This window comes from Variovorax sp. 770b2 (assembly GCF_900115685.1).
Taxonomy (GTDB): Bacteria; Pseudomonadota; Gammaproteobacteria; order Burkholderiales; family Burkholderiaceae_C; genus Variovorax.
On sequence record NZ_FOXJ01000010.1, the window covers coordinates 1 to 26,537 of the forward strand.

General features: G+C 69.1%; 25 protein-coding genes. 17 read left to right on the top strand and 8 right to left on the bottom strand.

Going from position 1 to position 26,537, the window contains the following annotated elements; translation table 11 throughout:
• A partial coding sequence (locus tag BM133_RS31740; protein WP_256219421.1) for a YadA family autotransporter adhesin occupies positions 1-1,338 on the top strand: 1,338 nt, incomplete at its 5' end.
• Between the two features lie 108 nt (positions 1,339-1,446).
• On the top strand, positions 1,447-2,133 hold the full coding sequence (locus tag BM133_RS31745; RefSeq protein WP_177225011.1) for a winged helix-turn-helix domain-containing protein: 687 nt from the start codon (positions 1,447-1,449) through the stop codon (positions 2,131-2,133).
• Here BM133_RS31745 and BM133_RS31750 read toward each other — a convergent pair.
• The gene (locus tag BM133_RS31750; RefSeq protein WP_093443078.1) at positions 2,130-3,050 is read right to left on the bottom strand and encodes a LysR family transcriptional regulator; all 921 of its coding nucleotides are present in this window, start codon (positions 3,048-3,050) and stop codon (positions 2,130-2,132) included. The genes BM133_RS31745 and BM133_RS31750 overlap by 4 nt on opposite strands.
• A gap of 49 nt (positions 3,051-3,099) precedes the next feature.
• Between BM133_RS31750 and BM133_RS31755 the strand changes: the two genes are divergently transcribed.
• Positions 3,100-3,633: a GNAT family N-acetyltransferase gene (locus BM133_RS31755; RefSeq protein WP_093443080.1), complete on the top strand. Its 534-nt coding sequence runs from the start codon at positions 3,100-3,102 to the stop codon at positions 3,631-3,633.
• Positions 3,634-3,671: 38 nt separating this feature from the next.
• Here the strand turns inward: BM133_RS31755 and BM133_RS31760 are convergent, their stop codons facing one another.
• Positions 3,672-4,064 (bottom strand): tautomerase family protein, encoded by a 393-nt coding sequence (locus BM133_RS31760; RefSeq protein ID WP_093443082.1) that lies wholly within the window; start codon positions 4,062-4,064, stop codon positions 3,672-3,674.
• A 98-nt stretch (positions 4,065-4,162) separates the two neighbouring features.
• On the opposite strand from BM133_RS31760, the gene BM133_RS31765 reads away from it, so the two are divergent.
• The gene (locus BM133_RS31765) at positions 4,163-4,636 is read left to right on the top strand and encodes a winged helix-turn-helix transcriptional regulator (RefSeq protein WP_093443084.1); all 474 of its coding nucleotides are present in this window, start codon (positions 4,163-4,165) and stop codon (positions 4,634-4,636) included.
• 23 nt (positions 4,637-4,659) lie between these two features.
• Here BM133_RS31765 and BM133_RS31770 read toward each other — a convergent pair whose 3' ends face one another.
• Positions 4,660-5,106, bottom strand: a complete 447-nt coding sequence (locus BM133_RS31770) for a tautomerase family protein (RefSeq protein ID WP_093443086.1) — start codon at positions 5,104-5,106, stop codon at positions 4,660-4,662.
• Positions 5,107-5,147: 41 nt separating this feature from the next.
• Here BM133_RS31770 and BM133_RS31775 point away from each other — a divergent pair, with 41 nt between their 5' ends.
• Positions 5,148-5,810: a TetR/AcrR family transcriptional regulator gene (locus tag BM133_RS31775; RefSeq protein ID WP_256219422.1), complete on the top strand. Its 663-nt coding sequence runs from the start codon at positions 5,148-5,150 to the stop codon at positions 5,808-5,810.
• 6 nt (positions 5,811-5,816) lie between these two features.
• On the opposite strand, the gene BM133_RS31780 is transcribed toward BM133_RS31775, so the two are convergent.
• Genes BM133_RS31780 through BM133_RS31790 form a run of 3 tightly spaced genes read right to left on the bottom strand, consistent with a single transcriptional unit; the run spans position 5,817 to position 8,964 of the window.
• A complete protein-coding gene (locus BM133_RS31780) occupies positions 5,817-7,148 on the bottom strand; it encodes an AI-2E family transporter (protein WP_093443090.1) in 1,332 nt (443 codons plus the stop codon).
• Complete coding sequence (locus BM133_RS31785) at positions 7,145-7,891, bottom strand: LytR/AlgR family response regulator transcription factor (RefSeq protein WP_093443092.1); 747 nt, start codon at positions 7,889-7,891, stop codon at positions 7,145-7,147. The genes BM133_RS31780 and BM133_RS31785 overlap by 4 nt, the downstream gene beginning before the upstream one ends.
• On the bottom strand, positions 7,888-8,964 hold the full coding sequence (locus tag BM133_RS31790) for a sensor histidine kinase (RefSeq protein WP_371286377.1): 1,077 nt from the start codon (positions 8,962-8,964) through the stop codon (positions 7,888-7,890). Before BM133_RS31790 ends, BM133_RS31785 begins: the two co-directional genes overlap by 4 nt.
• 58 nt (positions 8,965-9,022) lie before the next feature.
• On the opposite strand from BM133_RS31790, the gene argH reads away from it, so the two are divergent.
• The 9 genes from argH (at position 9,023) to BM133_RS31835 (ending at position 22,338) form a co-directional block, all read left to right on the top strand.
• Entirely contained in the window at positions 9,023-10,420 is a 1,398-nt protein-coding gene (gene argH / locus BM133_RS31795) for an argininosuccinate lyase (RefSeq protein WP_093443096.1), read from the top strand.
• Between the two features lie 134 nt (positions 10,421-10,554).
• On the top strand, positions 10,555-12,033 hold the full coding sequence (locus BM133_RS31800; protein ID WP_093443098.1) for a rhomboid family protein: 1,479 nt from the start codon (positions 10,555-10,557) through the stop codon (positions 12,031-12,033).
• Positions 12,034-12,235: 202 nt separating this feature from the next.
• Positions 12,236-13,489, top strand: coding sequence for an efflux RND transporter periplasmic adaptor subunit (locus BM133_RS31805; RefSeq protein WP_093443100.1), 1,254 nt, complete (start codon positions 12,236-12,238; stop codon positions 13,487-13,489).
• A 9-nt stretch (positions 13,490-13,498) separates the two neighbouring features.
• A complete protein-coding gene (locus BM133_RS31810; protein ID WP_093443102.1) occupies positions 13,499-16,684 on the top strand; it encodes an efflux RND transporter permease subunit in 3,186 nt (1,061 codons plus the stop codon).
• On the top strand, positions 16,684-18,132 hold the full coding sequence (locus BM133_RS31815; RefSeq protein ID WP_093443104.1) for an efflux transporter outer membrane subunit: 1,449 nt from the start codon (positions 16,684-16,686) through the stop codon (positions 18,130-18,132). The genes BM133_RS31810 and BM133_RS31815 overlap by 1 nt, the downstream gene beginning before the upstream one ends.
• 208 nt (positions 18,133-18,340) lie before the next feature.
• Positions 18,341-19,033, top strand: coding sequence for a GntR family transcriptional regulator (locus BM133_RS31820; RefSeq protein ID WP_093443105.1), 693 nt, complete (start codon positions 18,341-18,343; stop codon positions 19,031-19,033).
• 49 nt (positions 19,034-19,082) lie between these two features.
• On the top strand, positions 19,083-20,057 hold the full coding sequence (locus BM133_RS31825; protein ID WP_093443107.1) for a Bug family tripartite tricarboxylate transporter substrate binding protein: 975 nt from the start codon (positions 19,083-19,085) through the stop codon (positions 20,055-20,057).
• Positions 20,058-20,107: 50 nt separating this feature from the next.
• The gene (locus tag BM133_RS31830; RefSeq protein WP_093443109.1) at positions 20,108-21,478 is read left to right on the top strand and encodes an MmgE/PrpD family protein; all 1,371 of its coding nucleotides are present in this window, start codon (positions 20,108-20,110) and stop codon (positions 21,476-21,478) included.
• 26 nt (positions 21,479-21,504) lie between these two features.
• On the top strand, positions 21,505-22,338 hold the full coding sequence (locus tag BM133_RS31835) for an ABC transporter substrate-binding protein (RefSeq protein ID WP_093443111.1): 834 nt from the start codon (positions 21,505-21,507) through the stop codon (positions 22,336-22,338).
• Here BM133_RS31835 and BM133_RS31840 read toward each other — a convergent pair.
• A complete protein-coding gene (locus BM133_RS31840; protein ID WP_093443113.1) occupies positions 22,335-23,648 on the bottom strand; it encodes a DUF4013 domain-containing protein in 1,314 nt (437 codons plus the stop codon). The genes BM133_RS31835 and BM133_RS31840 overlap by 4 nt on opposite strands.
• A 19-nt stretch (positions 23,649-23,667) precedes the next feature.
• Positions 23,668-24,207 carry a hypothetical protein gene (locus BM133_RS31845; RefSeq protein ID WP_093443115.1) on the bottom strand — a complete coding sequence of 180 codons (540 nt, stop codon included), beginning with the start codon at positions 24,205-24,207 and terminating at the stop codon, positions 23,668-23,670.
• Positions 24,208-24,364: 157 nt separating this feature from the next.
• Here BM133_RS31845 and BM133_RS31850 point away from each other — a divergent pair, with 157 nt between their 5' ends.
• The 3 genes from BM133_RS31850 to BM133_RS31860 are packed head-to-tail and all read left to right on the top strand — an operon-like array spanning position 24,365 to position 26,531.
• Complete coding sequence (locus BM133_RS31850) at positions 24,365-24,940, top strand: RNA polymerase sigma factor (protein ID WP_256219423.1); 576 nt, start codon at positions 24,365-24,367, stop codon at positions 24,938-24,940.
• Between the two features lie 25 nt (positions 24,941-24,965).
• On the top strand, positions 24,966-25,724 hold the full coding sequence (locus BM133_RS31855; RefSeq protein WP_093443119.1) for an anti-sigma factor: 759 nt from the start codon (positions 24,966-24,968) through the stop codon (positions 25,722-25,724).
• A 30-nt stretch (positions 25,725-25,754) separates the two neighbouring features.
• On the top strand, positions 25,755-26,531 hold the full coding sequence (locus BM133_RS31860) for an SGNH/GDSL hydrolase family protein (protein WP_093443381.1): 777 nt from the start codon (positions 25,755-25,757) through the stop codon (positions 26,529-26,531).
• Positions 26,532-26,537: the final 6 nt, after the last annotated feature.

Genomic DNA, 26,537 nt, shown 5'->3' on the forward strand with positions numbered 1-26,537 from the left:
AGCAACGTGAGCAGCTTGTCGACTTCGACGTCGTCGGGCCTGAGCACCGCCACGAGCAGCATCGACAGCCTGTCGACCTCCACATCGACCGGTCTGAGCACCGCAACCAGCGGCATCTCCAGCCTCTCCACCGGCCTGAGCACCACCAACACGAACCTCGGCAGCCTCTCGACGTCCACATCGGTCGGCCTGAGCACGGCGGTGAGCGGCATCGGCAGTCTGTCCACGGGGCTGAGCACGACGAACCTGAACGTCAGCAACCTGAGCACGACGGTCAGCACGATCTACAACACCGGCACCAAGTATTTCCACGCCAATTCGACCGCGGCCGACTCCCAGGCGATCGGCCAGGAGTCCGTGGCGATCGGCCCGCAGTCGGTGGCCAGCGGCGCCAACTCCTTTGCCGCCGGCAACGGCGCGAAGGCAACGGCCGACGGTGCCGTGGCCATCGGCTTCGGCGCGCAGGCCACGGGTGCCAACGCCATCGCGATCGGTACCGGCGCATTGGCCACGGGCTCGCAGGCCATTGGCGAAAACGCCCGTGCGGGCGGTGGCGGTGCCGCCCTGGGTGACGGCGCCGATGCCGGCGGCACGCCGCTGAGCCAGGCGCAGAACGTTTCCAAGGGCACGGCCATCGGCTTCGGCGCAGTGGTGCAGCAAAGCGGCGGCGTCGCACTGGGCTCGGGCTCGGTGGCCTCCACCGCAGCAGGCGTGGCCGGCTACGTGCCCGCCAACGCGGCTGCGCAACAGGCGGCGGCGGTCAACGCCACCACCAGCACGCAAGCCGCAGTGTCGGTCGGCAACGCAGCCAGCGGCCAGTTCCGCCAGATCACCGGCGTGGCCGCGGGCACGGCCGACAGCGACGCCACCAACGTGGCGCAGCTTCGCGCCAGCGCCAGCGCGGTAGCGGCAGGCAGCGTGCAGTACGCCACCAACGCGGACGGCTCGGTCAACTACGGCCAGGTCAACATGGGCAATGGCCAGGCGCCCAACGGCACGCGCATCTCCAACGTGGCGCCGGGTATCGCACCCACCGATGCGGTCAACCTGGGCCAGTTGTCGGCCGCGCAGAGCCAGCTGCAGGGCCAGATCAGCAGCACGCAGCGCATTGCCTACTCGGGCGTGGCCATGGCCACCGCGATGAGCTCGCTGCCGCAGGCGATGACGCCGGGCAAGACGCTGCTCGCGGTCGGGGTGGGCAACTACTCGGGCTACAGCGCGATGGCCGTCGGCTTCTCCTCGCGTTCGGACAACGGCAAGTGGGTCTACAAGGTCAACGGCGGCTACAGCGGCACCAAGTTCAACATCGGCGTGGGCGTGGGCTATGAGTTCGATTGACGACCGTCGTGCGCCGCGGGTCGTTGCCGGCGGCAACGCGCGCGGCCGTGCGCGAGCGGGACGAAGCCGCACGACCGGATGACGGTGCGTTTGCGGGGCCCGTTGTCATTGGCGCTCCTGGAAGAAAAGAATGCGCACGGCCCGGCGGTGCAGCACCGGCTGGAAACGGCGGGCCATCGGGTGGTCACCTTCGCCAGCGCCGCCGACCTCCTCGCGGCACTGGGTTGCGGGCAGCGCTTCGACCTGCTCCTGCTGGCGTCGCCGGACGAGGTGACGCACAGCCGCCTGCGCGCGGCATGCGAAGTGCCGGGCCTGGCGATCCTGGTCATTCCACAGGGCGCGCCCTGGAAGGGCCTGCCCTCCTGGAACGCGGAACTGGTGCGCCGAAAGCACGCCGTTCTGCGGCGCAGGGATTCGCCGGTGCGCGAGATCGAACCCGACGGGATGGTTCGAGGCGCCTACCGCTTCGTCGACACATCCGGCACGGTGCTTCTTGCGGGTCGCGAGATCCATCTTTCGCCGCAAACCTTCGCCTTTGCGTCGGCGCTGTTTCGCAACGCCGACACCGTGCTGACGCGCGAGTGGTTGTGGCGCTCGATCTGGAACGCCCCGCCCCAGCGCGAAGTGGGCCGGGTGATCGACGTCTGCGCCGCGAACCTGCGCAAGAAGCTGGCGCTGGATGCCGGAAATGGCTTCGTGCTGCGGGCTGTCTACGGAACAGGCTACAAGCTCGTGACCGTCGCACCCGGCTCATCGGATGAACGCGATCCGCAGGGCGAATCGCACGCGCGCTAGCGGCGCGACTTTCCGGCCGCCACGATCGCATCGAGCACCACGCGCAGGGCCTTGCTGACCGGCTTGTCCCGCCGCATGACGACCGCCAGCGTGCGGTGCATGCGCGGCGCGAGGCGGCTGATCTTCAGGTCGGGATGCGCGCCGCGGCCCGTCATTGCCATGCGGGGCACGATGCCGTAGCCCAGCCCCGCGGCCACCATCTCCTTCATGGCCTCGACGCTGCCCAGCTCCATCACGGGCTGCGGCTGCAGGCCGTCGGCGGCGAACCAGCGGTCGACCAGCTTGCGCGTGTTGGCCGCGGGCTCGAACAGCACCAGCGGCAAGGCGCCCAGGTCCGCGGGTGTCACGCGCGCCTTCAATGGCGCGAGGTCGCTGCGGCCGATGGCGACGAACTCGTCGTCGAGCACCGGCGTCACGCTCAACGAACGGCCCGCGGCGGGGAGCGTGACCAGCGCGAGGTCGATGCCGTTCTCCTGGACCTTGCGCACGTGGTCGTCGGTATTGCCGGTGCTCACCACGATGCCCAGCGCAGGAAAGTCCTTTCGCAGCGCGTGCAGCACGGCCGGCAGGAAATGCAGGCAGGCCGTGGCGCCGGTGCCCAGCCGCACGCGGCCCGTCACGCCGCTCGCGTGGTCGGCCAGGGCGTCGATGGCGTTGTCCACCGCGGTCTCGATGTGGTGTGCATGGCGCAGCAGCTCCACGCCGGCCGGCGTGGCGCGCGCCCGCTTGCCGACCCGCTCGACCAGGCGCACCGCGAGCCTGCGCTCCAGTTGGCGCACCTGCAGGCTGACGGCCGGCTGGGTGAGGCCGAGCCGGTCGGCCGCGGCCGAGAAGCTGCCGGTTTCGATCACCAGACCGAATGACTTGAGCTGGTCGAGGTTCAGTGTCTTGTCCAAAGTATTCCTTATGGCTTGCATAGGCTACCCAAGCTTCACTTATCGACGATGGATCGTCAAGATTCGCGGCATGCCCTCACCGACCCTCTCGCCCCTTGCCTGCACCACCGTTGAAATCCTCGATGCCGAGCCGCACCACATGCCCTCGGTGCAGGCCATCTACAGCCACTACGTGCAGCACGACCTGTGCTCCTTCGAGGAAGAAGTGCCCACCGCCGAACAGATGCAGGCCCGGCGCACCGAGGTGCTCCGCCGCGGCCTGCCCTATCTGGTCGCGCTGAAAGATGGCCAGGTGGTCGGCTATGCCTACGCGAGCCCCTACCGTTCCCGCTCCGCCTATCGCCACACGGTGGAAGACTCGATCTACGTCGCGCAGGGCATGCAGGGCCATGGCATCGGCAAGGCGCTGCTGCAAGCGGTGATCCGCCGTTGCACCGAGAGCGGCTTCACGCAGATGGTGGCGGTGGTCGGCAACAGCGCCAACGCCGGCTCGCAGCGGCTGCACGAAAGCCTCGGGTTCGAAACGGTCGGCGTGCTGCGCAACGTCGGCTTCAAGTTCGGGCAGTGGGTGGATACCGTGCTGATGCAGCGTGCGCTGCGCTGACACCAGGCTACGGCGCGGCGGGCGCGCGCCGGCCGCGCTCAGCCGGCCTCGTCCTGCGACCACTCGGGGCTGTAGCCGCCGAGCGTCGGGTGGTACATCTCGTCGCCCGAGTGCTGGGTGAACTCGACGTTGAGCCGGTCTTCACGCAGGCCCAGTATCTCGGTGCAAGCGCGGCACAGCGCCTTGGCGACTTCGAGCCGCAGTTCGGCGGAGCGGCCGCGCCGGATGTCGCACATGAGCACCGACACCTCGGCGGGCTCGCCGTCCACCATGCGCCAGACGCCGCCCTCGCCCACCTCGCGGATCGCGACGCTGATGCGGCGGATGTCCACGCTCATCAGTTGTGCATAGGTTTCGCAAAGCTGGCGCGCGAGGCGCTTCTTGTCGGCCGCTTCATGGCGGCCGTTCACGTCGAGCTGGAGATAGGGCATGCCCGCCACCTTACGGACAATCGATTCCCATCAGTTCCAGCGCAGGCATTCAGGTTTTTATTTGCCACCGGAAGACCATCCCCCGTCTAATACGGGCCATGGCCAAGAGACGAAGCCTCAAATCAGACACGTGCCCGATGGCGCGCTCGCTCGACATCGTCGGGGACCAGTGGTCGCTGCTCATCATCCGCGACGCGTTCGACGGCATGAAGCGCTTCGGCGAATTCCAGCAGAGCCTGGGCGTGGCGAAGAACATCCTGGCGGACCGGCTGAAGAACCTCGTGCAGGAGGGCGTGCTCGCGCTGGTGCCCGCCTCCGACGGCACGATGTACCAGGAATACGTTCTCACGCCCAAGGGCAACGGCCTCTTTCCCGTGGTGGTGGGCCTCAGGCACTGGGGCGAGCAGCACCTCTACGGCAAGGGCGAGGCCCACTCGGTGCTGCTCGAGCGGGACAGCGGCAAGCCGGTGCGCAAGCTCGAGCTGCGAGCGCACGACGGCGCGCCGCTCGATGCGGCCGCGACCTTCGTGAAGAAGCTGCCCGTCAAGACGGCGCGCGCCAAGGCCCGATAAGACTGCGCAAGGCCGCGTGGGCCCTAGGCGCCCGCGGCGGCCTTCGCCTTGGCAGCGAGCGCCGCGAACTCTTCCTTCCCGAAGGCCGTGCCGAACATGCCCCAGCCGCCCTCCGCGGCCTCGGTGAGGATCACCCAGGTGCGCGCCGCCTGGCTCGCATCGCCCGTGAGCTTCACGACGATCTCGGTGGCCTCCCGGGTGATCTGCTTTTGCCCTTCGCGGTTCAGCGAACCGGGCGGCGTGACGATCTGGATGCGCACGGTGCGGGCCTGTGCCGTCGTGGCGGTCTGCACGGCCGACGCCGGCAGGCGGTGGATGTAGGCAGCCGTATTGTCGAGATGGAAGGGGCCGGGTCTGGCCACGCCTTCGGCGCGCAGCACGGCGAGCGTGAGCGCCTCGCCGAGCTGGCGGTCGGTTTCGGCACCGGCCGGGAACAGGTCCGCGGCGGCGTAGACGTCGATCATGGGCATGGGGATTCCTCGATGGCTGTGGGAGTTGTTTTGAATTCTGAATGACGATCATCATCCACATCGAGGATGATGATGAACATAATCCTGATCGTCAAGCACCCCGATCGAGGACTTTCACGGACATGGGCCACTCCAAGGAGAACAAGGCGCAAAGCCACGACCGCATCGTGCAAACGGCTGCGGCGCGCTTTCGCGAAGCGGGCGTTGAAGGCGTGGGCGTGGCCGACCTGATGAAGGAAGCCGGCCTCACGCACGGCGGCTTCTACCGGCATTTCGCATCGCGCGACGAACTGGTCGCCGAGGCGGTCGAATGCGCCCTGCGCGACGGCGGCCGCGCGGTCCAGGCGCTGGCATCGGCCAAGCTCGCCCGCCCGGTGCTGGCGGCTGCGCTGGTCGATGCCTATCTGAGCACCGCGCACCGCGACGGCCTGGCAACGAGTTGCGCCGTCACGACCCTCGCCGGCGACGTGGCGCGCAGCAACGACAGGGCGCGCGCCGCGTACACGCAGCAGGTCGACATCTACCTGAAGCTGCTCACCGGGCTGGTGGCGGGGGACAAGCCCAAGGCGAGGCGCATAAAGGCGATCGCGGCGTTGTCTTCGCTGGTCGGCGCGGTATCGCTGTCGCGCGCGGTGAACGACGAGAAGCTGTCGCGGGAAATCCTCAAGTCGGCGGCCGACGAGTTGAAGGCGCAGCTGGGCTGAACGGCCCTACTCGCCCAGCAGCTCGCCAATGGGCTGCAGGTCTTCCACCCGGTCGCAGATCGACTTGATCACCATCGTGATCGGAATGCCCAGCAGCAGCCCCCAGATGCCCCAGAGCCAGCCCCAGAAGATCACGCCCACGAACACCGCCACCGGGTTCATGCGGCTGGTGCGGCTGGTGAGCCAGGGCATCAGCAGGTTGCCGATGAGCGTGTGGATGGCCAGCGAGACGCCGGCGACCACGATGCCCATCTGCAGGCTGTTGAACTGCAAAAAGGCCACCAGCCCCGCGGCCACCAGCACGATCACCGAGCCGATGTAGGGAATGAGGTTGGTCACCGCCGCGATGATTCCCCACACGACGGCGTTCTCGACCCCGATGAGCCAGAACGCCACGCCGGTCGTCACCCCCACCACCGCACTGACCAGGATCTGCACCAGCAGGTAGCGCTCGATGTTGCGCGTGATGTCGTCCAGCACGTGCACCGTGACCTTCTTCTTCTGCAGGCTCGATCCCGTGATCTTGATGAGCTTGCGGCGGAAGGTGTCGCCCGAGCACAGCGCGAAGTAGGTGAGGAAGGCCACCAGCGTGAACTGCCCCATCGCGCTCAAGAGGCCGACCGTGCCGCTCAGCAGGTAGTCGCGCACGTTGAAGCCGGGCCGCTCGATGATGACGCGGGCCACGCCGCGCCGCGAGGCGACTCGCGCGGAGTTTTCCTCGGCGGCTTTCTCCAGTTGCGCGGCGGCCTGCTGCACGCTTTCGAGCGGCGTGGCGCTCGCGCCCTTGTCGCGGCGCATGGCCTGCCCGAGCTTCTGCGCGGCGACCGGCAGCGAATCGACCAGTTGCGATGCGTTGCCCGACAGCGAATAGCCCGTCCAGCCGATGCCGCCGAACAGGCCCACGAGGATGAGCGCCGCACCGATCCAGCGCGGCAGGTGCCAGCGGTGCAGCATCTCGACCACCGGCGACAGCGCGTAGGTCAGCAGGAGGCTCAGCATCAGCGGAATGAACACCGCCTGGCCCCACTGCAGCGCGAACACGCTGGCCAGCACGGCGAGCACCACCAGCGAGGCGCTGCGCACATCGACCGGCATCTGCAGCAGCAGGCGGCGGCGCTGGGCGGCGGTGGGCTCCGCGGTGGGCTCCTCTGACGCAGATGCGGAGGCAGAGGCCGATGCCGACGCGGCCTCGAGTGCGGCGGGAGAAGGCACCTCCAGCGGTTCAGAGGCTTCGGCGGCCGGCGCCTCTGGTGCGCGCCGCGGCGCCTCTGGCGCGGGCCGCGGCGCCTCTGCAGCCGGGGCGTTGTCGGGCACCGGGGATTGGCGTTCGTCGGTCATCGCGTTTCCTTGAGCACCTCGCGCACGGCGGCGAGCTGGCGCCGCGACACCGCGACGGGTTCGGGAATCGCGTCGAGCCTGAGGGCCCAGCCCTCGGCGTCCTCGCCGTCGTCGTATTTCTCGAGCGCGCGGATGGCCGAGCGGGCCACCAGCGCGTTGCGGTGCACGCGCAGGAAGCGGTTCGGATAGCGCTCCTCGAACTCGTTGAGCGAGCCATCCAGGATGTGGCTGCGCGTGGCGGTGCGCACGGTGAGGTATTTGTATTCGGACTTCAGGTACAGCACCTCGGACAGCGGCACGCGCTCGGCGCGGCCGCGGTCCTGAATCAGCACGGTCTCGGGTGCAGCTTCGGCCTGCAGCGCGCGGCGCTCCTTCAGGAAGCGCTCGGCCTTCTGCAGCGCCTGCTGCAGCCGCTCGGCGCGCACCGGCTTGGTCAGGTAGTCGACCGCATCGAGCTCGAAGGCCGTGACCGCATGCGTCGCGTGCGCCGTGACGAACACGACCGCCGGTGCATCGGGGTTGCTGCGCAACGCGCGCGCCACCTCGATGCCATCGACGCCGGGCATGTGCACGTCCAGCAGCACCAGGTCCAGCGCCATCGTGGCCAGGTGCTGCTGCGCCTCGGCGCCCTGCGAGGCCTCGGCCACCACCTCGGCGGCGGGCGAGTTGCAATCGCGCAGCAGGGTGCGCATGCGGGAACGCGCCAGGGCTTCGTCGTCGACGATCAGGGTCTTGAGGCTCATGGTGATTCGGCGGGGATCGCGATGCGTACCCGGTAGTTTTTCTGGTCCATGCCGGCGCTGAACTGCATCTGCATGTCGTGCAGGAGGCGCAGGCGGTCGCGCACATTCGCCAGCGCGATGCCATGGCCGCGCGGCAGCGGCTCGTCGGCCCAGCGCAGCGGCGGCAGGCTGTTGACCACCTCGATCACCACCATGCTGCCGCGCCGCTCGGTGCGGATGCGCAGCTTGGCGCCCTCGGGGCTGGGCTCCACACCGTGCTTGATGGCGTTCTCCACCAGCGGCTGCAAGAGGAGCGGCGGCAGGCGCGCATTGCTGGCGGCGGCATCCAGGTCCCAGCGGATGCGCAAGCGGTCGCCGAAGCGCACCTGCTCGATCGCCAGGTAGCGCTCGGCCAGCGCGATCTCGTCGGCCAGCGTGCCCGATTCGCCCGGGTCGGCCAGCGCCTGGCGGAACAGCTCGGCCAGGTCTTCGAGCATGGTCTCGGCCTTGGCCGGCTCCTCGCGCACCAGCGCGATGGCGCTGTTGAGCGTGTTGAACAAAAAGTGGGGGCGGATGCGCGACTGCAGTTCCTCCAGCCGGGCCGTGGTGGCGGCGGGCGTCTGGCCGCGCGCGCGCAGGGCCATCGCGGTCATCACGAGGCCGGCGAACAGCGCGCCGGCCAGTGCACTGGCCAGCCACGGCGCGCTGGCCAGCACGCCCGTCAGGCGCAGCAGGCCGCAGCCATAGAGCGATGCGAGCGCACCGAGGATGGCGCCGGCCGCGTACTGCCACTGGCGCGGCAAGCGCCGCAACTGCTTCTTGAGCCCGCAGGCCGTCACCAGCCACAGCAGCGTGGCGGGCAAGGCGCCGCCGGTGACGGTGGCCGTCTGCACCAGCCATTCGCCGGGCGTGGAGACCACGAACAGCGCGGCGATGGCCACGACCAACTCGACGAACACCACCGTGCGCAGCACCACCCCGATCTGGCACGCATCGAACAGCGAAGGCCCGCCGCGCAGGGGTGCGCGAGCCCTTTCCGACGGCGTCGGGGACGTGGAGCCAGGGCTGGCCGATAAAATCGCCGGGTTGCGCATCGCAGACATCACAGATACATCGGGTGACCAACCCATTATTGCCTCCTGGACGGCTCCCATGACCCAAAACCAACTCGACAAGAAATCCGAAGCCTGGTCGGCCCTGTTCTCCGAACCGATGAGCGACCTGGTGAAGCGCTACACCTCCAGCGTCTTCTTCGACAAGCGCCTCTGGCAGGCCGACATCGAGGGCTCCCTGGCCCATGCCGGCATGCTGGCCGCCCAGGGCATCATCCAGCAGCAGGACCACGCCGAAATCGAGCGTGGGATGGCGCAGATCCGCAGCGAGATCGAATCCGGCGCCTTCGAGTGGAAGCTCAACCTGGAAGACGTGCACCTGAACATCGAGGCGCGCCTCACCCAGCTGGTGGGCGACGCCGGCAAGCGCCTGCACACCGGCCGCAGCCGCAACGACCAGGTGGCCACCGACGTGCGCCTGTGGCTGCGCGGCGAGATCGACCTCATCGGCGACCTGCTCACCGAACTGCAGAAGGCCCTGGTGGACATCGCCGAGAAGAACGTCGAGGTGATCCTGCCCGGCTTCACCCACCTGCAGGTGGCCCAGCCGGTGAGCTTCGGCCACCACATGCTGGCGTATGTGGAAATGTTCAGCCGCGATGCCGAGCGCATGGGCGAAGTGCGCCGCCGCGTCAACCGCCTGCCGCTGGGCGCCGCTGCGCTGGCCGGCACGAGCTATCCGCTGGACCGCGAACTGGTCGCCACCACCCTGAACATGGACGGCGTGTGCCAGAACAGCCTGGACGCCGTGAGCGACCGCGACTTCGCAATCGAATTCACCGCCGCGGCGAGCCTGTGCATGGTGCACATCAGCCGCATGAGCGAAGAGCTGATCCTGTGGATGAGCCAGAACTTCGGCTTCATCCAGATCGCCGACCGCTTCACGACCGGCTCGTCGATCATGCCGCAGAAGAAGAACCCCGACGTGCCCGAGCTGGCACGCGGCAAGACCGGCCGCGTGGTCGGCCACCTGATGGCGCTCATCACGCTCATGAAGGGCCAGCCGCTGGCCTACAACAAGGACAACCAGGAAGACAAGGAGCCGCTGTTCGACACCGTCGACACGCTCAAGGACACCCTGCGCATCTTTGCCGAAATGATCGGCGGCATCACCGTGAAGCCCGAGGCGATGGAAGCCGCGGCCCTGCGCGGCTACGCGACCGCCACCGACCTGGCCGACTACCTTACGAAGAAGGGCCTGCCCTTCCGCGACGCGCACGAAACCGTGGCCCACGCCGTGAAGGCCGCCACCTCGCACAAGGTCGATCTGGCCGAGCTGCCGCTGTCGGTGCTGCAGCAGTTCAATCCGAACATCGAGAAGGACGTGTACGACGTGCTGAGCCTGCGCGGCTCGCTGAACGCACGCAACATCCTCGGTGGTACGGCACCGGCGCAGGTGAAGGCGCAGATCGCGCGCCACCGCAAGCGCCTGGGCTGAACATGTCGGCCCCCCGGCTTTTCACTCGCTGCGCTCGTGTAGCTCCACCCCCCCAGGGGGAGGCGCGGCACGCCTTGGGGCGGCCCGGCGGCGGCCGTCCGCTGCCGGCAACGTCTGCGCACTGAAGGCACCACGTGTTCTACGCCATCCCGCTCGAGAACAAACCGAGCTGGCGCAACCCACCGTGGCTGACGGTGCTGCTGATCCTCGTCAACATGATCGTGTGGTGGGGCCCGCAGACCAGCGAGGAGAACGGCCGCGAGCGCGCCGCCCACTACTACGTGAAGAGCGTGCTGCCCGAGCTGGAACTGCCGCCCTTCGTGGCGTGGCTGAAGAAGAGCGACGCGAAGCGCGGCAAGCTGGGCGAGCGCATGTTGAAGGCCGAGGTCTACGAGCAGCTTGTCGAAGCCATGGAGCGCGACAAGGCCTTCCTGAAGAAGCTCAAGGCCGAAGAGATCATCACCCCCGCCCACCCGCAGTACGCCGAGTGGAAACGTGACCGCCAGCAGTACGAGTCGATGCTGCCCGCCCCCTTCACCGAACGCTGGGCGCAGGACTACGGCAAGGACGCCGGGTTCAGCAAGCCCTGGACGCTCGTCACCTCGGCCTTCCTGCACGGCAGCACCGGCCACCTGCTGGGCAACATGCTGTTCCTCTTCCTGTTCGGCGCCTCGGTCGAGCTGGCACTGGGCCGCAGCACCTACCTCACTTTCTACCTGCTGGGCTGCGTGGGCGCCTCGGCGCTGGCCGCCTGGGCCTATGCGGGCAAGGGATCTTTCGGGCTGGGTGCCTCGGGCGGGGTCTCGGCGCTGATGGGCATGTACGCGGTGATGTACCGGCTGCGGCGCATCCGCTTTTTCTACCAGCTGTTCTTCTATTTCAACTACGTCAGCGCGCCGGCCCTGCTCCTGCTGCCGGCCTGGATCGTCAACGAACTGATGCAGCACTGGCTCGCCGACGAGGGCGTCGCCTACATGGCCCACCTGGGCGGCCTGCTCGCGGGCGCCGCGCTGATGGCCGGCGCCATGCTGCTGGGCCGCGTGAAGACGCCCGAGACCGTGAAATCGGAAATGGTGAACGACGACGACCGCTTCCATGCGCACGTGGCGGCCGCCCGCCGGCTGGGCGCCGCGATGAAGTTCGAGCAGGCCGCGGCCGAATGGCGCGCCGCCGCGGCCCTGAGCCCCGGCGACACCGACACCCTGCGCGCCTGGTTCAACACCGCGCGCCTGCAGCCCGCGAGCGAGGACTTCCACCAGGCCGCGCGCCGCATCTTCCGCCTGCCCGCCACCGACCCCGAGACGATCGCCCTGCAGCACGCGAGCTACCGCACCTACCTGGACCAAGCCAAGCCGGGCCTGCGCCTGAAGCCCGACGACATGGCCCGGCTCGCGCGCCGGTTCGCCCGCATCCGCGAGTTCGGCGATGCCGACATGCTGTGCCGCATCCTGCTGAAGACGGCACCCGACCATCCCCAGCTGGCCGACACGCTCTCGGTGTGCGCCAACGGCCTGCTGCACGCGGGCGAGCGCGAGAAGGCGATCGGCCTCCTGCCGCACCTGCTGCGGCTTGCGCCCAACGACATGGTCACGCGCGCCCTGCAGCGCGCCTGACACCACGCCCGCCCCTTGGGGCTCTCCTGCCTCTTGGCGCTGCGCCGGGGCTGTCATGCCCCTGTAGAGCGACGCCCGCAACATGTGGCACTGCAATTGCTGCATCCCGCGTGTAAAGCCGGCCCTTGCGCCCGCGCCTCGTTGAACTTGAGGCTGCCCGCCCGCTCCATCCGGGGCTTTTCCTACTTCCGTCGCCTGATTCATGCCTGACCACATCTCCTCCCGCTTCGCCCTGCTCGTTACAGCCCTGGCCATCGCCGCGCTCGCAGGCTGTTCACGCACCAGCGTGGAGACGCCCACCGCGGCCAAGGCGGCCGCCGCACCAGAAAAGGAAGTCGGCGCGGTCACCCTGAAGCATGAAACCCTCGCGCTGAGCACCGAGCTCCCCGGCCGCACCGCCGCGCCGGTCATCGCCGAGATCCGCCCGCAGGTCGGCGGCATCCTGAAGGAACGGCTATTTACAGAAGGCTCGCAGGTCAAGGCCGGACAGGTGCTCTACCAGCTCGACCCGGCCTCGCTGCAGGCGGCGCATGCCAGCGCCCAGGCCAGCGTGCGCAAGGCCGAATCGGCCCTTTCGACGGCCCGCACGGTGGCAAGACGCAATGCCGAACTGGTGAAGATCGATGCCATCAGTCGCCAGGTGTTCGACGAATCGCAGGCCGCCGAGCAGCAGGCCGAGGCCGACGTGGGCGTGGCCCGCGCGGCCGAGCAGACCACGCGCATCCAGCTGGGCTACACGCGCATCACCTCGCCGATCACGGGCTGGGCCGAGCTCTCGAGCGTGACCCCGGGCGCGCTGGTCACAGCCAACCAGGCGGCGGCCATGACCACCGTGCAGCAGCTCGACCCGATGCACGTGCACGTCACGCAATCGAGCAGCGAGCTGCTGCGCCTGAAGCGCGAGCTCGCCAGCGGCCGCCTGCAACGCGCGAACGGCGCCGAGGCGAGCATCCAGCTGCTGCTCGAAGACGGCAGCAAGTACCCGCATGCGGGGCGCCTCACCTTCAGCGGCGTCACCGTCGATGCCGGCACCGGCAGCGTCACGCTGCGCGCGGTGGTGCCCAACCCCGACCGGATGCTGATGCCCGGCATGTACGTGCGCGCGGTGCTGCAGGAAGGCGTGAACCAGGCCGCGCTGCTGGTGCCGCAGCAGGCCGTCACGCGCGCGCCGGATGGCAGCGCCTCGGCGCTGGTGATCGACACCGAGAACAAGGTGGCCAAGCGGCCCATCAGTGTGGGCCGCGCCGTCGGCACGCAATGGCAGGTGATCGACGGCCTGGCCGCGGGCGACCGCGTGATGATGGAAGGCTCGCAGCGCGTGAAGGTCGGCGACAAGGTGCGCGTGGTCGACCTGGGCGCAAAGCCGGCAACGAGCCCTGCAGCAGATGCGAGGCCGGTCCCCGGCCCCGTGGCCATCGCCAAGCCCGACGCCGCTTCCGCCACCGTCGCGCGCTGAGGCCCCGCCATGGCCCAGTTCTTCATCGACCGCCCCATCTTCGCGTGGGTGCTCTCCATCGTCATCATGCTCGCCGGGCTGATGGCCATCCGCACGCTGCCGCTGGAGCAGTACCCCGACATCGCCCCGCCGCGCGTGTCCATCAACGCCACCTACACCGGCGCCTCGGCCAAGACGGTCGAGGACTCGGTCACCCAGGTCATCGAGCAGCAGATGAAGGGGCTGGACAACCTGCTCTACATGCAGTCGACCAGCAACTCCTCGGGCGTGGCGCGCCTGTCGCTCACCTTCAACGCGGGCACCAACATCGACGTGGCCCAGATGCAGGTGCAGAACAAGCTGCAGCAGGCCATGTCGCGCCTGCCGCAGCAGGTGCAGAGCCGGGGCGTGACCGTCACCAAGGGCGGCAACGACTTTTTGATGATCGTCTCGATGTACTCGGGCGACGGCAGCGCCTCGGCGGTGGACGTGGGCGACTACATCAGCAGCAACCTGGTCGACGTGATCAGCCGCATCGACGGCGTGGGCGAGGTGCAGACGCTGGGCACCGGCTACGCCATGCGCCTGTGGCTGGACCCCGACAAGCTGCGCAAGTACGCGCTGATGCCCTCGGACGTCAACGCCGCCATCACCGCGCAGAACGCGCAAGTGTCGGCCGGCCAGCTGGGCGCGCTGCCGGCCGGTGCGCAGCAGCAGTTGAACGCCACCATCACCGCGCGCAGCAAGCTGCAGACGGCCGAGCAGTTCGAGAACGTGGTGCTGCGCGCCACGCCCGACGGCGCCGTGGTGCGCCTGCGCGACGTGGCGCGCGTGGAACTGGGCGCCGAGAACCTCACGGTGCGTTCGCAGCTGGGCGGCCGTCCCGGCGCGGGCATGGGCGTGGTGCTGGCCGACGGCGCCAACGCGGTGCAGGTGGCCAAGGCCGTGAATGCCAAGGTGGCCGAGCTGCAGCCGCTCTTTCCCAATCAGCTGCAGACCTTCGTGAGCTACGACACCACGCCCTTCGTGAGCGCGTCGATCGACGAGGTGGTGAAGGCGCTGGCCGAGGCCATGCTGCTGGTCGTGCTGGTGATGTACATCTTTTTGCAGAACTTCCGCGCGACGCTGATTCCCGCGATCGCGGTGCCGGTGGTGCTGCTGGGCACCTTCGGCGTGCTCTCCATCGCCGGCTACTCGATCAACACGCTCACCATGTTCGGCATGGTGCTGGCCATCGGCCTCCTGGTGGACGATGCCATCGTGGTGGTGGAGAACGTCGAGCGCGTGATGCATGAAGAGGGCCTCTCGCCCAAGGAGGCCACGCGCAAGTCGATGGCCGAGATCACGCCCGCGCTGGTGGGCATTGCGCTGGTGCTGTCGGCGGTGTTCATCCCGATGGCCTTCTTCGGCGGCTCGACCGGCGTGATCTACCGGCAGTTCTCGATCACCATCGTCTCGGCGATGGCGCTGTCGGTGTTCGTGGCGCTCACGCTCACGCCGGCGCTGTGCGCGACGCTCCTGAAGCCCGTCGCCAAGGGCCAGCATGCGGTGCCGCGCAAGGGCGTGCTGGGCGCGGTCGACCGCTTCTTCGCGGGCTTCAACCGCAACTTCGACAAGGGCGCCGACCGCTACCAGGGCGTGGTGGGCGGCATCGTGCGGCGCGGCAAGCGCAGCATCGTGGTGTACCTGCTGATCGCGGCCGCGATGGCGGTGCTGTTCATGCGCCTGCCCACCTCCTTCCTGCCCGACGAGGACCAGGCCTTCCTGCAGGTGCAGGTGACGCTGCCGCCGGGCGCCTCGGACGCGCGGCTGCAGCCGGTGGTCACGCAGATGCAGGACTACTTCACCAGGCAGCCCGAGGTGGTGAGCGTGAACGTCATCACCGGGCAGAACGGCGACCAGAGTTCGGCGCGCGCCTTCGTGAAGCTCAAGGACTGGGCCGAGCGCGAAGGCGACGGGCAATCGGCCGCGGCGCTCGCGCGCCGCGCCAACAAGGACCTCTCCACCATCCGCGATGCGCGCGTGTTCGTGCTGCTGCCGCCGGCGGTGCGCGGCCTGGGTGCCAACGCGGGCTTCAACTTCCACCTGAAGGACATCAATGGCCTGGGCCACGACGCGCTGGTGAAGGCGCGCGACCAGGTCGTCGAGCTGCTCGGCAAGCGCTCCGACGTGGTGGTGAACGTGCGCAGCAACAACCTGGACGACACACCGCAGTTCGCGGTGGACATCGACGACGCGCGCGCGGGTGCGGCCAGCCTGGCCACCGCCGACATCGACAGCACGCTCTCCAGCGCCATGGGCGGCACCTACATCAACGACTTCCTGGACAACGGGCGCGTCAAGCGCGTGTACATGCAGGGCGACACCGCCTTTCGCATGCTGCCCGCCGACATCGACCGCTGGAGCGTGCGCAACGGCCTGGGGCAGATGGTGTCGTTCCCGGCGTTCTCCAGCACACGCTGGACCTATGGCTCGCCGCAGCTGCAGCGCTACAACGGCAGCCCGAGCTACGAGTTCGTGGGCGACGCCGCGCCGGGCGTGAGCTCGGGCGATGCGATGGCCGCGGTGGACGAGGTGATGAAGCAGATGCCCGCCGGCATCGGCTACGAATGGACCGGCGCGTCGTTCCAGGAACGGCTCTCGGGCGCGCAGGCGCCGGTGCTCTATGCGATTTCGATCCTGTTCGTGTTCCTGTGCCTGGCCGCGCTCTACGAGAGCTGGTCGGTGCCGTTCTCGGTGATCCTGGTGGTGCCGCTGGGCATCGTGGGCGCGCTGCTGTTCACCAGCTTCCGGGGCCTGAGCAACGACGTGTATTTCCAGGTGGGCCTCCTGACGACGGTGGGGCTCTCGTCGAAGAACGCGATCCTGATCGTGGAGTTCGCCAAGCAGTTGCAGGAGCAGGGCAAGGGCGTGATCGAGGCGACATTGGAGGCGGTGCGGCTGCGCCTGCGGCCTATCCTCATGACCTCGCTGGCCTTCGGCTTCGGCGTGTTGCCGCTGGCCATCGGCACCGGCGCGGGCGCGGGTGGCCGCCAGTCGATCGGCACCGCGGTGCTGGGCGGCATGGTGGTGGGCACGGCGCTGGGCATCTTCTTCGTGCCGCTGTTCTTCGCGCTGATCCGCGGATGGCTGGAGGGCAGGCGAAAGCCGGCACCGGCCAAGGCCGAAGCGACGGGTGCATTGCCGGCGCCCACCGCAGAACAGGGAGGCCACTGATGCGACGCACATCCCTCCCCCGCTTTCCGCTGCGCACGCTGGCCTGCGCGGCCATGGCTTCGGCCGTGCTCTCGGGGTGCGTCAACCTCGCGCCCGCGTATGAAACACCCGCCTCGCCGGTGCCGCAGTCCCTGCCCTCCGCAGGCGCAGCCGACGTGAAGGCGGCCACGCCGCTCGACGTCAGCTGGCGCGATTTCTTTATCGACAAACAACTGCAGGGCGTGATCGAACTCGCGCTCGCCAACAACCGCGACCTGCGCGTGGCGGCGCTCAACATCGAGCGCGCACGCGCCCAGTACGGCATCGCGCGCGCGGGCCTGTTCCCGACCGTCGAGGCCGGCGCGGGCGGCAGCCGCTCGCGCACGCCGGGCAGCCTCTCGACCAGCGGCGAGGCGCGCATCGCCTCGCAGTACAGCGCCGACCTGGGCATGACGGCCTACGAGCTCGACCTGTTCGGGCGCGTGCGCAACCTCGGCGAATCGGCGTTGCAGAGCTACTTCCAGACCGAGGAAATCCGGCGCAGCACGCAGATCAGCCTGGTGGCTTCCGTGGCCACGGCCTGGCTGCAGCTGGCCGCGGACGAGCAGCGCCTGGCGCTCGCGCGCAGCACGCTGGAGAGCCAGCGCAAGTCCTTCGACCTGATCCAGCGCAGCCACGCGCTGGGTTCGCAGTCGGGGCTGGCGCTCGCGCAGTCGCAAAGCACCGTCGAAGCCGCGCGGGCCGACGCCGCCGCGTTCGACAGCCTGGTGGAGCAGGACCGCAATGCGCTCACCCTGCTGGTGGGCACCACGCCGCCGGCCGAACTGCTGCCGACCACGGCGACGACCGAGGCCGCGCAACTGCTCGTGCCACCGGCCGGCCTCTCGTCGAACGTGCTGCAGCAGCGCCCCGACGTGCGCGCCGCCGAGCACGCCCTGCGTGGAAGCAACGCCGACATCGGCGCGGCGCGCGCGGCCTTCTTTCCGCGCATCGCGCTCACGGCCTCGGCGGGCACGGCGAGCAGCACGCTCTCGGGCCTGTTCACGAGCGGCAGCAAGGCGTGGAGCTTCGCGCCTTCGATCAGCGTGCCGATCTTCGACGGCGGCGCGAACCGCTCGAACCTGAAGGTGGCCGAGGCGCAGCAGAAGATCCAGCTCGCGACCTACGAGAAGACCGTGCAGACGGCCTTCCGCGAAGTGGCCGATGCGCTGGCCGAGCGCCGCACGCTGGCCGAGCGGCTCGATGCGCAGCGCTCGCTGCTGGGCGCGACCTCGCGCAGCTTCGAGCTGTCGCAGTCGCTCTTCAGGAGCGGCGCAAGCAGCTTTCTCGATGTGCTGGATGCGCAGCGCGCCCACTACGCGGCGCAGCAGACGCTGATCGGCCTGCAGCTCACCGAGCAGACCAACCGCCTCACCATCTACAGGACGCTGGGCGGCGGCTGGAGCGAGGGCGCGGAAAAGAACGGCTAGTTCGGTTCGGCAGCGACTCCTCGAAACCGAGAGGGGTCGCGCCCGTCCGGCCAGCATGTGGCGCTCGATCGCCGAGCGCATCAGCGTGCGGTTCACGGCCACGATCACTCCGGAGATTGCGTGCTGCGCGAGGGCCGGGGCGCGCCATCGCAGTGGACATCGATCGATTCATTCGTATACGATATCCCGCCAAAACAAGGATCTCCGCATGCTGCCCTGGCTCGTCGAACCCCCTGCAGACCACCTCTCGGCCGTGCGCGACACCCCGCTCGCGAAGCTGGTGCGCGACGACATGCTGGCCATGATCCTCAGGGGCGAACTGCGGCCCGGCCAGCGCATCAACGAGCCCGACGTGGCCGCGCGGCTCGGCGTTTCGCGGGTGCCGGTGCGGGAGGCATTGCGCGAACTCGAAAGCACCGGCCTGGTGGTCGCACGCAAGCACGCCGGCGTCTTCGTGCGCGAGCCCACCGCCGACGAAGTGCACGACCTCTACGAAATGCGCGGCCTGCTCGACGGCTTTGCCGGCCGCCGCGCGGCCCGGCTCGATGAACCCGCGCGCATCGCGCTGGCCGACCGGCTCGACGCCTCCATCGTCGCGATGAACGCGGCCTTCGATGCGCACGACGTGCAGCGCTACTACCGCGAGAACCTCGCCTTCCACTGGGCCATCGTGGAGGCCGCCGGCAACCACGCGCTGGCCGCGACCTACCGCACGGTGGTGCAGAAGCTGCACCTGTCGCGCCTGAAGAACCTGTCGCAGGACATGGGCATGCGCGCATCGATCGCCGAGCACACGCGCATCGCCCGGGCCCTGCGCAAGGGCGACATCGCGCGCTGCGAAGACCTGATGGCGCGCCACGTGAGCGACGCCTACGACCGCTTGCAGAGCTGCCGCCGCTGAACGCGCGGCCCGGCCGCCCTGGCTCGAACAACCACCAGGAGACAAGACCATGAAACGCCGCGCCTTCACCCTCGCCATTCCCACGTCCGCCTTCCTCGGGCTGCACCGCTCCGCGCGTGCCGAGGACTTTCCGAGCAAGCCCATCCGCTACATCGTGCCGGTCGCGGCCGGCGGCGGCAGCGACATGGTGGGCCGCACCGTCACCGAACGCTGGGGCAAGCTGCTGAACCAGACCTTCATCGTGGACAACCAGGGCGGCGGCGGCGGCGTGATCGCCTCGCAGAACACCGCGCGCGCACCGGCGGACGGCTACACGCTGATGCAGGGCTACGTCGCCACGCACGGCACCAGCCCGGCGACGCGCCAGGTGCCCTACGACCCGGTCAAGGACTTCACGCCCATCGGCATGATCGGCGGCACGCCCAACGTGCTGGTGATCAACGCCGACCTGCCCGCCAAGGACTTCAAGCAGTTCCTGGACTACGCCAAGGCCAACGCGGGCAAGCTCAGCTACGGCTCGGCCGGCGCGGGCTCGCTCACGCACCTGACGATGGAGCTCTTCAAGCAGCAGACCGGCCTGCAGATGACGCACGTGCCCTACCGCGGCGTCGCCCCGGCCTTCACCGACCTCATGGGCGGGCAGACGCAGGCGATGTTCCCGGGCCTGGCCGCTGCGATGCCGCACCTCAAGTCGGGTCGCGTGCGTCCGCTGGCCGTGACCGGCAAGGCGCGCCATCCGCAGATCAAGGACGTGCCCACGCTCGAGGAGCTGGGCCTTGCAGGCTTCGACGCGATGCAGTGGTACGGCGTGGTCGGCCCGGCCCACATGCCGGCCGCCGTCGTGAAGCAACTCAACGACACGCTCAACACGGTGCTCAGGGCGCCCGACCTCAGCGAGAAGCTCGCGGTGGAGGCCGTGGAGCCGATGCCCATGAGCGCGCAGCAGTTCGGCGACTACATCCGCACCGACGTCGCGCGATGGACCCAGCTCGCACGCGATCGCAAGATCGAACTGAGCACCTGAAGTCCGTTTCCGTTTTTCTCCTTCGCTATCCACCAGAGACTTTCAAACACATGGCCCGCAACACCCAGGTCGCCGCAGACCACAACGCCCCCCCCATCACCCGCATCCTTGCCGAGTACGTCGCGGGCCACGCCTCGCGCGGCTGGAGCGACGCGGTGGACCACGAGGCGCACCGCACCTTTCTCAACTGGCTGGGCTGCGCCGTCGGTGCCGCGAAGCACGAAGCGGTGGAGGCCGCGCTGGCGGCCGTGCAGGTGCTGCAGCCGGCACCGCAAGCCACCGTGCTCGGGCGCGCCGAGAAGGTCGACATCGCCAATGCGGCGCTGCTCAACGGCATCACCTCGCACACCTTCGATTTCGACGACACGCACCTGAAGACCATCATCCACCCCGCCGGCCCCGTGGCCTCGGCCGTGCTGGCGCTGGCCGAGCACACCGGCGCGAGCGGCCGCGCGGTGCTCGATGCGCTGGTGCTGGGCATCGACGTGGCGTGCCGCCTGGGCAACACGGTCTACCCCGAGCACTACGACCGCGGCTGGCACATCACCGGCACCACGGGCATGTTCGGCGCGGCGGCGGGTTGCGCGCGGCTGCTCGGGCTCGATGCGGACCGCACGGCGATGGCGCTGGGCATTGCCGCATCGCAGCCGGTGGGCCTGCGCGAGCAGTTCGGCACCATGACCAAGCCCTTTCATCCGGGCGGCGCGGCGCGCGCGGGCCTGATGGCCGCGCTGATGGCGCAGCACGGCTACACCGCGAGCCCCAGGGCGATCGAGGCACCCCGCGGCTGGGCGCAGGTGGTGTCGACCAAATACGCATGGAACGAAGTGACGGACGAGCTCGGTGAGCGTTTCGAGATCTCGTTCAACAGCTACAAACCGTTCGCTTGCGGCATCGTGATCCATCCGAGCATCGATGCCTGCGTGCAGTTGCGCGAGCGCGGCATCGCGGCGGAGCAGATCGAGCGTATCGAGCTCAAGGTGCATTCGCTGGTGCTCGAACTCACGGGCAAGAAGGAACCGGCCGACGGCCTGAGCGCCAAGTTCAGCGTGTATCACGGGTGCGCGGCGGGTCTCTTGTTCGGGCGCGCGGCCGAAGAGGAGTTTGCCGACGACATCGTGAACCGCCCCGACGTGGTCGCCCTGCGCCGCAAGGTCGTGGCCACGGTGGACGACAGCATCGACGAGGCCAGCGCCGACGTGACCGCGGTGCTGGCCGATGGCCGGCGCGAGCACGTGTTCATCGAGCATGCGATCGGCTCGCTGCAGCGCCCGATGAGCGATGCGGACCTGGAGCGCAAGTTCCACGGGCTGTCGGACGGCATCCTCGGCGCGAAGCGCACGGGCGAACTGCTCGCGGCCTGCTGGTCGCTGGGCGAGGCGGCCGATGTGCGCGGCCTCGCGGCGCTGGCCCGCCCCTGACAAGCCCCGACAAGGAGACATTCCACATGAAGCAGCCCGATCTCTCCCACGCCATCGACCGCCGCGCCTTCTGTGCCGCAGGCGCGCTCCTGCTGGCGGGCTGCGCCGGCACAACGGCAGGCTCGCAAACAGCAGCGGCTGCGGAACTCGGCGGCACCGGCAAGCTGCGCGCCGCCATCAATTTCGGCAACCCGATCCTGGCCAGCCGCGGCGCGGGTGGCGAGCCGAGCGGCGTGTCGGTGGACCTCGCGCGCGAGGCGGCGCGCCGGCTCGGCCTGGCGATCGAGCTGGTGCAGTTCAACTCCGCCGGCAACGTGGTCGAAGCCGTCAAGGCGCGCCAGGTCGACATGGCTTTCGTCGCGATCGACCCGGTGCGCGCGGCGGACATGGAATACACCGCGCCCTACGTGGTCATCGAAGGCGCCTACCTCGTGCGCAACGCCTCGCCGCTGCAGCGCAACGCGGACGTCGACCGCGCCGGCACCCGCGTGGTGGTCGGCAAGGGCAGCGCCTACGACCTGTACCTCACGCGCGAGCTGAAGGCCGCGACGCTGGTGCGCGCGCCGACCTCGCCCGAGGTCACGAACCAGTTCATCGCGCAAAGCCTGGACGTGGCCGCCGGCGTGAAGCAGCAGCTCGAAGCGGATGCCAAGCGGGTGGGCGGCGTGCGCCTGCTGCCGGGGCGCTTCATGGTGATCGAGCAGGCCATGGGCGTACCGAAAGGCCGGCTCGCCGCACAGGCGTGGCTCAGCGGATTCATCGAGGAGATGAAGGCTTCGGGCTTCGTCGCAGAGGCGCTGAAGCGGCACGGCATCGCGGGCGCCGCGGTGGCGCCTCCCCCTCCCAGGACCGGGCGTTAAGCGGAGGCCTCGGGCGCCGGCCGCAGCAGCCAGCGCACTTCCTGCGTCTGCTCGCTGTCGGGGTAGCGCGACTCCATCGTGGTGAGGATGGGCTGCGCCATGTCCGCACGCCCCAGGCCTTGCACCAGCGCGCGGGCCGCGAGTTCGTAGGCCTGCGGAATCGCCTCGTGGCCCCGGAAGCGCCGGTCGAAGCCCGACAGCAGCGCGAGCGTGGCGTGCGCATCGCCGTTGCGCCATTCGGCCCGCGCCATCGCGATCACCATGGCGGCATCGTCCAGCGCGAAGGCCTTGTCCTTCTCGCGGCAGCTCTTGAAGACCTTGAGCGCTTCGGAGGACAGGTCGCGCCGCATCAGGAGCGGAATGAAGCGCCTGGCCTGGTCGAGCATCGTGCCTTGCTTGTCCGGCATCATCGACAGCACGCGGTGGTAGCGGCGCTGCGCGGCCAGGTCGTCGATCGCGGCGGTGCGCTGCGCCTCGTAGGCGGTGCCCAGTGCGGCGGCCAGGTCGCCTTCGGTGATGAACTGCGCCACTTCGGCATCAATGCGCTGCGCGGCGATCTGCGCGGGCGTGCGGCGGTCCACCGGCATGCCCTCGCCCACGCCGGCACCGGGCACCACGTCGATGCCGAAGGCGTCGTGGTGCTGGTACATCACGTAGCCCAGGAGGCTCGCCATGACCCAGCCGAAGTAGATGAACGCGAAATTGACGATCGGCAGGATGATCCGGCCGTCGAACATCGGCACCACCATCGAGATGGCGATCTGCGCGCCCGTGCTCAGCATGAACAGGAACAGGCACAGCAACGCATAGGGCCAGCCGACGGTGCGGATCGCATCCCACACATGCCCGGGATTCATCGCCTGGAAGAAGCTGCCCGACTGCACCAGCACCAGCACCGCGGCCGGGAAGCTGAACGACATGACGAACAGCGCGACGGTGCCCAGCACCGGCTCGTACCACGCGAGCCAGGCGATCAGGGCGCCCTGCACCAGCGAGATGGCAAAGAGCTTCCACGGCAGGTAGGTCCACTCGTCGCTCGATTCGCGCCCGAAATCGGCCGACTGCCAGATGCCGCGCGCGCCCAGCGCGGTGATCTTGAAGCCGTAGCGGCTGGCCGCCAGCATGATGCCGATCTCGATGACGACGAACGCCAGCGCGTCGGGCAGGAAGAAGACCGCCTCGAAGAGCAGGCTGCAGAACGACAGCACGAGGCCGTAGGCCAGCGGCCGCAGTTGGAGCGGAAAGGCGAAGAAGCTGTTCAGGCGGTGCCAGAACGGCGGGGGGCGCGGCGGCGAATCCTGGGCGATCATGGCGGCTCTGTCCCTCGGTCTATTTGCGGAAGAACTCGCTCTGGCTCATGGCGCCGCGGCCGCCCACGCGCACCACCGTGGCCTCCTCGGCATGCACCAGGCGCACCTGGCCCAGCTCGCGCTCCAGGCGCTGGGTGAAGCTGGTCTTGAACTGGAGGAGCGACTCGCCCATCTTGAGCACGTTGGTGCCCTGGACGGTGGCGCTCTTGCGGTCGGGCGCGAGCTCGACGCTGTCGATCTGGTAGTCGTACTCGATGGACAGGATGCTGCCGACCTGGTCGCTGACCATGCGCAGCTTCTCGAAGGTCCGGTGCTGGGCCTCGCAGGCTTCGTCGCGGTTGTGCGTGGTCTCCACGGTCTTGCCCATCATCGTGGTCTTGCTCTCGATGACGGCCTTGCGGCTCAGCTGCTTGCACAGCTTGTCGGCGTCGTTGGCGGAAATGGCGCGCGCTTCCTTGTAGTAATAGTCGCGAACCATCGGCTCGTCGAGCTTGCGGCCGCCGATAAAGAAGTACCACGCGCCCACGCAGAGCACGATGACGATCGCAATTTGCTTCATTCCGCCTCCCGCGCATGCGCGGCCCCGCTCCGATTTTGCGGGGCAGTATACGTTAACGAATGTTTCCAGAAACAGGATCTGGCGACCTGTTGTTTGAATCCGGCGACCCGGCGGGGCCGTACCTTGTCCATGCCCACCGATGCCCGACAATCCGCCGATGACAGCACCCAGCCCCGACGCCGAACTGATGGCGCTGATCGATCGCATCGGCCATCGCGACGAAGCCGCCCTGCGCCAGCTGTACGACCGCACGGCGCCCAAGCTCATGGGCCTGGCGATGCGCGTGGTCCGGCAGCGCGAATGGGCCGAGGATGTGCTGCAGGAGGCCTTTCTCACGGTCTGGCGCGTGGCCGGCGACTACCGCGCCACGCTGAGCCCGCCGCTCGCCTGGCTGGGCCTGATCGTGCGCAGCCGCGCGCTCGACCTCCTGCGGCGCCGCACCGCCGACCGCGCCCAGCTCACGCAGGAGTTCGACGAGCTGATGGCCGACACCCTCGAATCCGACGCGCCCAACCCCGCCGACACGGCCGATGCGAGCGAACAGGCCTGGGCGCTGCACCAGTGCCTGCGCCAGCTCGAGGGCAAGCAGCGCGAAGTGGTCAGCCTGGCCTACCTGCGCGAAATGAGCCACGGCGAGCTGGCCGAGCAGCTCAAGCTGCCGCTGGGCACGGTCAAGACCTGGATCCGGCGAGGGCTGGAAAAACTGCGCACCTGCATGGGTCGTTTTGCGTGATGACGGTGAAGAAAGCGGCCCCCTCATGAACCTCATCGCCCACCCCGAACTGCTCGAACTGCTGGCCGCGAGCCACGCGCTGGGCACCCTGCGCGGCGGCGCCCGCCGCCGTTTCGAATCCCTGGCGCGCGAGCAGGCGCCGGTGCGCGCCGCGGCGCTGGTCTGGCAGGGCCGGCTCGCGAGCATGACCGAGCTGCAGAGCCCGGTCGTCCCCGATGCCGCCGTCTGGACCCGCATCCGCAACATCATCGATGCCGAGAAGGCGCAGCACGCCCTCGAACGGCAGCGCGACGAGGCCAATGCCCGCGACGCCGCCAAGCCTCGGGGCGGGTGGCTCAGCAGCTTGGCGCTCTGGCGCGGTGCCACGGCCGCCGGCGCGCTCGCCACGGTGCTGGCGGTGGTGGTCGGCCTGAACCTGCGCGACCAATTGATCAATGCGCCGGCCGTGCAGTACGTGGCCGTGCTGTCCGACGACCAGGCCGCCGCCTCGATGCTGGTGACCTTCGACCCCAGGAAAAAGCAGCTGGTGCTGCAGCGCGTAGGCAGCTACGCCGAAGGCGCCGACAAGTCGCTGCAGCTGTGGGCCCTGCCGCCCGGCGGCGCGCCGCGCTCCCTCGGCGTGCTCGACAACGCGCCGGCCCTGCGGCTGGCTGCGTCAGAATCCGATGTGCACCAGGTGCCGACCCTGGCCGTTACCCTGGAAGCCAAGGGCGGCGTGCCACCGGGCAGCGGCCCGAAGGGGCCCATCGTGTTCAAGGGCGCCCTCATTGAAAAAACCATCTGACCTGATATCCCTGCCTTTCCGATGCCTTCGATGAAATCCGCGCTGGCCGCGGTCGCGCTGCTCGCGGCGGCGCTCGCCTCCCACGCCCAGACCGCCTCGGCCGCCTTCCCCTACGAGGCGGACGGCGCCACCGCCGCGGACGCCTCCTCCGACTACCTGGCCGCCAAGGCGCGCTGGCACAACGAGCTCGCGGCCTTCGCGCGTGCCGACCAGGAGCGCCTCCCGCCTCCGGGCGGCGTCGTGTTCGTGGGCAGTTCCACCGTGCGCATGTGGACGCGCCTGTCGCAAGACTTTGCCCGCGTGCCCGGCGGCGTCGTCAACCGCGGCTTCGGCGGCTCGACGCTGGCCGACTGCAGCCTGTTCGCGCGAGAGCTGGTGGTGCGCTACAGGCCGCGGCAGGTGATGGTGTATGCCGGCGACAACGACCTGGCCGAGGGCCGCACGCCGCTGCAGGTGCTCGACAGCTTCGCGCGCTTTGCCAACGCGGTGCGCGCCGAGCTGCCGGACGCGCGCATCAGCTTCATCTCGGTCAAGCCCAGCCCGTCGCGCGAGCAGTTGATGCCGCAGATCCGCGAGACCAACCACGTGATCTCGGCCTACCTCAACCTGCTGCCCAACAGCGAGTACATCGACATCTACACGCCGATGCTCGGCGCCGACGGCCGGCCGCGGATGGAGCTGTTTCGCGGGGACAGGCTGCACATGACGGACGAGGGGTACCGGCTGTGGCAGTCGGTGATTGCGTCGCACCTGCCGGGCGCAGCCGCGCCCGTGGCGCCGGCAGCGCCGGCCAGCGGCCTGCCTTGATCGCCA

Bases quoted from the DNA above. Each gene is read 5' to 3' on its own strand.
- BM133_RS31750 (WP_093443078.1), bottom strand. From the start codon at position 3,050: ATGCAAGCCATAAGGAATACTTTGGACAAGACACTGAACCTCGACCAG.
- BM133_RS31755 (WP_093443080.1), top strand. From the start codon at position 3,100: ATGCCCTCACCGACCCTCTCGCCCCTTGCCTGCACCACCGTTGAAATC.
- BM133_RS31760 (WP_093443082.1), bottom strand. From the start codon at position 4,064: ATGCCCTATCTCCAGCTCGACGTGAACGGCCGCCATGAAGCGGCCGAC.
- BM133_RS31765 (WP_093443084.1), top strand. From the start codon at position 4,163: ATGGCCAAGAGACGAAGCCTCAAATCAGACACGTGCCCGATGGCGCGC.
- BM133_RS31770 (WP_093443086.1), bottom strand. From the start codon at position 5,106: ATGCCCATGATCGACGTCTACGCCGCCGCGGACCTGTTCCCGGCCGGT.
- BM133_RS31775 (WP_256219422.1), top strand. From the start codon at position 5,148: ATGACGATCATCATCCACATCGAGGATGATGATGAACATAATCCTGAT.
- BM133_RS31780 (WP_093443090.1), bottom strand. From the start codon at position 7,148: ATGACCGACGAACGCCAATCCCCGGTGCCCGACAACGCCCCGGCTGCA.
- BM133_RS31785 (WP_093443092.1), bottom strand. From the start codon at position 7,891: ATGAGCCTCAAGACCCTGATCGTCGACGACGAAGCCCTGGCGCGTTCC.
- BM133_RS31790 (WP_371286377.1), bottom strand. From the start codon at position 8,964: ATGCGCAACCCGGCGATTTTATCGGCCAGCCCTGGCTCCACGTCCCCG.
- argH (WP_093443096.1), top strand. From the start codon at position 9,023: ATGACCCAAAACCAACTCGACAAGAAATCCGAAGCCTGGTCGGCCCTG.
- BM133_RS31805 (WP_093443100.1), top strand. From the start codon at position 12,236: ATGCCTGACCACATCTCCTCCCGCTTCGCCCTGCTCGTTACAGCCCTG.
- BM133_RS31810 (WP_093443102.1), top strand. From the start codon at position 13,499: ATGGCCCAGTTCTTCATCGACCGCCCCATCTTCGCGTGGGTGCTCTCC.
- BM133_RS31815 (WP_093443104.1), top strand. From the start codon at position 16,684: ATGCGACGCACATCCCTCCCCCGCTTTCCGCTGCGCACGCTGGCCTGC.
- BM133_RS31820 (WP_093443105.1), top strand. From the start codon at position 18,341: ATGCTGCCCTGGCTCGTCGAACCCCCTGCAGACCACCTCTCGGCCGTG.
- BM133_RS31825 (WP_093443107.1), top strand. From the start codon at position 19,083: ATGAAACGCCGCGCCTTCACCCTCGCCATTCCCACGTCCGCCTTCCTC.
- BM133_RS31830 (WP_093443109.1), top strand. From the start codon at position 20,108: ATGGCCCGCAACACCCAGGTCGCCGCAGACCACAACGCCCCCCCCATC.
- BM133_RS31835 (WP_093443111.1), top strand. From the start codon at position 21,505: ATGAAGCAGCCCGATCTCTCCCACGCCATCGACCGCCGCGCCTTCTGT.
- BM133_RS31840 (WP_093443113.1), bottom strand. From the start codon at position 23,648: ATGATCGCCCAGGATTCGCCGCCGCGCCCCCCGCCGTTCTGGCACCGC.
- BM133_RS31845 (WP_093443115.1), bottom strand. From the start codon at position 24,207: ATGAAGCAAATTGCGATCGTCATCGTGCTCTGCGTGGGCGCGTGGTAC.
- BM133_RS31850 (WP_256219423.1), top strand. From the start codon at position 24,365: ATGACAGCACCCAGCCCCGACGCCGAACTGATGGCGCTGATCGATCGC.
- BM133_RS31855 (WP_093443119.1), top strand. From the start codon at position 24,966: ATGAACCTCATCGCCCACCCCGAACTGCTCGAACTGCTGGCCGCGAGC.
- BM133_RS31860 (WP_093443381.1), top strand. From the start codon at position 25,755: ATGAAATCCGCGCTGGCCGCGGTCGCGCTGCTCGCGGCGGCGCTCGCC.